General features: G+C 74.3%; 1 protein-coding gene and 2 pseudogenes. 1 reads left to right on the forward strand and 2 read right to left on the reverse strand.

Annotation, left to right across the window (positions count from 1 at the left end; all coding sequences use genetic code 11):
• Positions 1-1,667, forward strand: a 1,667-nt coding sequence (cobA, locus tag EYA84_RS33170) for a uroporphyrinogen-III C-methyltransferase (RefSeq protein ID WP_201272480.1), incomplete at its 5' end; no start/stop codon positions are given.
• A 67-nt stretch (positions 1,668-1,734) separates the two neighbouring features.
• On the opposite strand, the pseudogene cobN reads toward cobA, so the two are convergent.
• A pseudogene (gene cobN, locus EYA84_RS25730) lies at positions 1,735-5,115 on the reverse strand (cobaltochelatase subunit CobN); the annotation flags it as partial.
• A pseudogene (locus EYA84_RS33630) lies at positions 5,106-5,244 on the reverse strand (aminotransferase class I/II-fold pyridoxal phosphate-dependent enzyme); the annotation flags it as partial. The pseudogenes EYA84_RS33630 and cobN, both read right to left, overlap by 10 nt.

Raw genomic sequence — 5,244 nt, forward strand, 5'->3', positions numbered from 1 at the left:
CCGCCGCGCGTACCGTCGACGCGCTCGCCGCCCACGTCGCCGCCGGTGTCGACCTCGACCAGGTCGTCGCGGTGGCCCGCCGGGCACCCGCGCTGCCCGGCCCGGCCTGGGACCCGGTGGCCGAACTGTCCGGTCTCACCGTGGAGGGGACCGTCGCGGTCGCGTCCGGGCCGGCGTTCACCTTCCGGTACGCCGAGACCGACGAACTGCTCACCGCCGCCGGCCTCCGGCTGGCCCCGGTCGACCCGCTGCACGACCCGACGCTGCCCGAGCAGACCACCGGGTTGTACCTCGGCGGCGGCTTCCCCGAGGTGTACGCCGCCGGACTGACCGAGAACGCACCCCTGCGTCGGGAGGTGGCCGACGCCGCGGCGCGCGGCGTCCCGACGGTCGCCGAGTGCGCCGGCCTGCTCTACCTGGCCCGCGACCTCGACGGCGCGCCGATGACCGGGGTCCTGCCGGTACGCGCCCGGATGACCGACCGGCTGACGCTGGGCTACCGGGACGCGCGGGCCACCACGGAGAGCGTGCTCGCCGACGCCGACCAGGCGGTCACCGGCCACGAGTTCCACCGGACCCGTGTCGACGCCGATCCCGACAGCACGCCCGCCTGGCGGTTCCGGCCCCGCCCGTCCGCCGCGCACGGCACCGCCGCGCCGGTGCCCGACGGTGTCGTGGCCGGCACCGTGCACGCCTCCTACCTGCACGTGCACTGGGCCGGATACCCGAGCCTGGCGGCCCGCTTCGCCACCGCCGTCCACCGGCACACCACCGGAGCGGCACCCCGTACCCCCGCTGCCGTCGCGGATCCGGAACCCGGTGGTTCCGGCGCCGTCCCGGCTGTCGCAAGCCCGGCGGCCGGGGTGATCCCGGCCCCGCGCGTGTCCGGGTCGACCGGTCCCACCCCGGCCGATGCGCCCGCCGTCGGCCGGGTCACGCTGGTCGGAGGCGGCCCCGGCGACCCGGGTCTGCTCACCCGCCGGGCGCTGGACCGTCTCGCAGAGGCCGACGTGGTGGTGGCCGACCGGCTCGTGCCGCACGCGGTGCTGCGCGACCTGCGGCCCGGCGTCCGGGTCGTCGACGTGTCGAAGGTGCCACGCGGCGCGTTCGTCCCCCAGGAGCAGATCAACCAGATCCTGGTCACCGAGGCCCAGGCCGGACACCGGGTGGTGCGGCTCAAGGGCGGTGACCCGTTCGTCTTCGGCCGGGGCATGGAGGAGGTGCTGGCCTGCCGGGCCGCCGGGGTGCCGGTGGAGGTGGTACCCGGGGTGTCCAGCGCGGTGGCCGTGCCCGAGCTTGCCGGTGTGCCGGTGACCCATCGCGGTCTGACACAGGGCTTCACCGTGCTCGCCGCCCACCTGCCGCCCGACGACCCGGGCAGCACCGTCGACTGGGCCGGGGTGGCCCGCTCCGGCACCACGATCGTGCTGCTGATGGCGGTGCAGACGCTGCCCGAGGTGACCGACGCGCTGCTGCGGCACGGCATGGACCCGGCCACGGCGGCGGTCAGCGTGGAGAACGGCGGCACCGACCGGCAACGCGTCCTGCGCGGAAGCCTCGCCGACATCGCCGACGTCGCCGCCGCCGGGCACCTGTGCGCACCCGCCGTCACCGTGATCGGCGCGGTCGCCGCGTTCGCTGACGTCACCCAGCTCGCCGACGTCTGAGCCCCGTCCCGGGCACGTCGCCTGAGCCCGTCCCGGGGAACCGACGGCTCCCCGGGACGGGCACCGCTCAGCCGGACTCCTCCAGGTCGCCCTCCACCTCCAGGTACGCCTGCCGTAGCGCGTCCATCAGGGCGGGATCGGGCTTGGCCCAGAGCCCACGGTCGGCGGCCTCGGTGAGCCGCTCGACGATCCCGCGCAGCGCCCACGGGTTCGACCGGCGCAGGAACTGCTGGTTCTCCGGGTCCAGGACGTAGCTCTCCGCGAGCTGCTCGTACATCCAGTCGGTGACCACGCCGGCCGTCGCGTCGTACCCGAACAGGTAGTCGACCGTGGCGGTCATCTCGAACGCGCCCTTGTAGCCGTGCCGGCGCATCGCGGCGATCCACCGTGGATTGACCACCCGGGCGCGGAACACCCGTGCGGTCTCCTCGGTCAACGACCGGGTCCGGGTGGCGTCCGGGGTGGTGCTGTCCCCGATGTACGCCCGGGGCGCCTGCCCGGTCAACGCCCGCACCGTGGCGATCATCCCGCCGTGGTACTGGAAGTAGTCGTCGGAGTCGGCGATGTCGTGCTCACGCGTGTCGGTGTTCTTCGCCGCCACCGCGATCCGCCGGTACGCCGACTCCATGTCCTCCCGGGCGGGCCGCCCGTCCAGGTCACGGCCGTACGCGAACCCACCCCACACGGTGTAGACCTCGGCCAGGTCGGCGTCGTCGCGCCAGTTCCCGCTCTCGATCAGCGGCAACAGCCCGGCACCGTACGCACCGGGCTTGGAGCCGAAGATGCGGGTGGTGGCACGCCGGTCGTCGCCGTGCCGGGCGCTGTCGGCACGGGCGTGCGCGGCGAGGTAGTTCTCCTCGTCCGGCTCGTCCAGCGCCGCCACCTCCCGGATCGCGTCGTCCAGCAGGAGCACCACGTGCGGGAAGGCGTCCCGGAAGAAGCCGCTGATGCGCAACGTGACGTCGATGCGGGGGCGGCCCAGGTCGGCCAGCGGGACGATCTCGACGCCGGTGACCCGCCGGGACGCCGGATCCCAGACCGGTTGCGCCCCGATCAGCGCCAACACCTCGGCGATGTCGTCGCCGGAGGTCCGCATCGCCGAGGTGCCCCACGCCGACAGACCGACCGAGCGTGGCCACTCGCCGGTGTCCCGGCGGTAACGCTCTAGCAATGAGGTGGCCATCGCCTGCCCGGTCTCCCAGGCCAGTCGGCTGGGGATCGCCTTCGGGTCGACGGTGTAGAAGTTGCGGCCGGTCGGCAGCACGTTGACCAGGCCGCGCAGCGGCGACCCACTCGGTCCGGCCGGCACGTAACCCCCGTCGAGGGCGTGCAGCACGGCGTCGATTTCCCCGGTGGTGCCGGCCAGCCGTGGCGCGACCTCGGTCGCGGCGAACGTCAACACCCGGCCGACCTCCGCGCCGTGCGGGTGGTCGTCGCCGAGCACCTCGACGCGTACCCGGTCGACCGCCTCGGCGGACCAGTCGTGCCGTTCCATCTCCTCGGCCAGCCGTCGGGCCACCGCCTCGATCCGGTCCACCTCGGCGGTCTGCTCGGCGCCGCCCTCGTCGAGGCCGAGCGCGGCCCGCAGACCGGGCACCGCGTCGGCCTGACCGCCGAAGACCTGGCGGGCGCGCAGGATGGCCAGCATCAGGTTGACCCGCGCCTCGCCGGTCGGGGCGTGCCCGAGGACGTGCAGGCCGTCGCGGATCTGCGCGTCCTTGACCTCGCAGAGCCACCCGTCGACGTGCAGCAGGAAGTCGTCGAACTCGGCGTCGTGCGGACGCTGCTCCATGCCGAGGTCGTGGTCGAGGCGGGCGGCCTGGATCAGCGTCCAGATCTGCGCCCGTACGGCCGGCAGCTTGGCCGGGTCCATGGTGGCGATGTTGGCGTGCTCGTCGAGCAACTGCTCCAGCCGGGCGATGTCGCCGTAGCTCTCCGCGCGGGCCATCGGCGGCACCAGATGGTCCACGATGGTGGCGTGCGCCCGCCGCTTGGCCTGCGCGCCCTCACCCGGGTCGTTGACCAGGAACGGATAGATGAGCGGCAGCTCGCCGAGGACCGCGTCCGGGCCGCAGCTCGCGGAGAGACCGAGGTTCTTGCCGGGCAACCACTCCAGCGAGCCGTGCTTGCCCAGGTGCACCACGGCGTGCGCGCCGAACTCCTCGTCCAGCCACCGGTAGGCGGCCAGGTAGTGGTGCGTCGGCGGCAGGTCCGGATCGTGGTAGATGGCCACCGGGTTCTCGCCGAACCCGCGAGGCGGCTGGATCATCAGCAGCACGTTCCCGGCCCGCAACCCGGCCAGGACGATCTCGCCGTCCGGGTCGGCGGACCGGTCGACGAACAGGTCACCCGGGGCGGGACCCCAGTGCTCGGTCATCGCCTCCCGCAGGTCGTCGGGGAGCGCGTCGAACCAGCGGCGGTAGGTGGCGGCCGGGACGCGTACCGGGTTGCCGGCCAGCTTCTCCTCGGTGAGCCACTCCGGGTCCTGGCCGCCGGCCGCGATCAGCGCGTGGATCAGGCGGTCCCCGTCGGCGTCCTGGCCGTCGCCGCTGGGCAGCAGGCCGGGCAGCGCGTCCGGGCCGTCGACCGGACCGACGTCGTAACCCTGCCCGCGCAGCGTCCGCAGCAGGTGTACGGCGCTGGCCGGGGTGTCCAGACCGACCGCGTTGCCGACCCGGGAGTGCTTCGTCGGGTACGCCGACAGCACCACCGCGATCCGTCGTTCGGCCGGCGGCACGTGGCGCAGCCGTGCGTGCCGGACCGCGATGCCGGCGACCCGGCGGGCACGCTCCGGGTCGGCGACGTAGTGCGGCAGCCCGTCGGCGTCGGTCTCCTTGAACGAGAACGGCACGGTGATCAGCCGACCGTCGAACTCCGGCACCGCCACCTGGGTGGCCGCGTCCAGCGGGCTGAGTCCGTCGTCGCTCTCCGCCCAGGACGCCCGGTCCTGGGTCAGCGCCAGCGCCTGGAGGATCGGCACGTCCAGCTCGGCGAGCGCACCGACGTCCCACGCCTCGTCGGCGCCCCCGGCGGAGACCTCCGCCGGCCGGGTACCCCCGGCCGCCAGCACCGTGACCAGCAGCGCGTCGGCCCGACCGAGCGTGGCCAGCAGGTCCGGCTCGGGGGCGCGCAGGCTCGCGCAGAACACCGGCAGTGGCACGCCACCGGCCTGCTCGACGGCCGCGCAGAGCCCCTCCACGAAGGCGGTGTTGCCGCTGAGCTGGTGGGCCCGGTAATAGAGGATGCCCACGGTCGGCCCGGTCCCCGTCGGGGCCGGACGTGACATCACCCCCCAGGTGGGGTGTGCGACCGGCGGCGCGAAGCCGTGACCGGTCAGCAGCACCGTGTCACTGAGGAACGCGTGCAGCTCGCGGAGATTGTCCGGACCGCCCTGCGCCAGGTAGGCGTGCGCCTGGGCGGCGATGCCCCGGGTCACCGTGGAGCGGGCCAGGTCGACGCGTCGGTGAAGACCAGGTGCTCGTACACCTCGTCGGTGACCGCGTACGCGCCGTGCTCCTGGCACAGCTCGGCGATCAGCGACAACTCGGCCGGGGTGAAGACCTTGCCGGTCGGGTTG

The organism is Verrucosispora sp. SN26_14.1 (assembly GCF_004307965.1).
In the GTDB taxonomy this organism is placed as follows: domain Bacteria; phylum Actinomycetota; class Actinomycetes; order Mycobacteriales; family Micromonosporaceae; genus Micromonospora.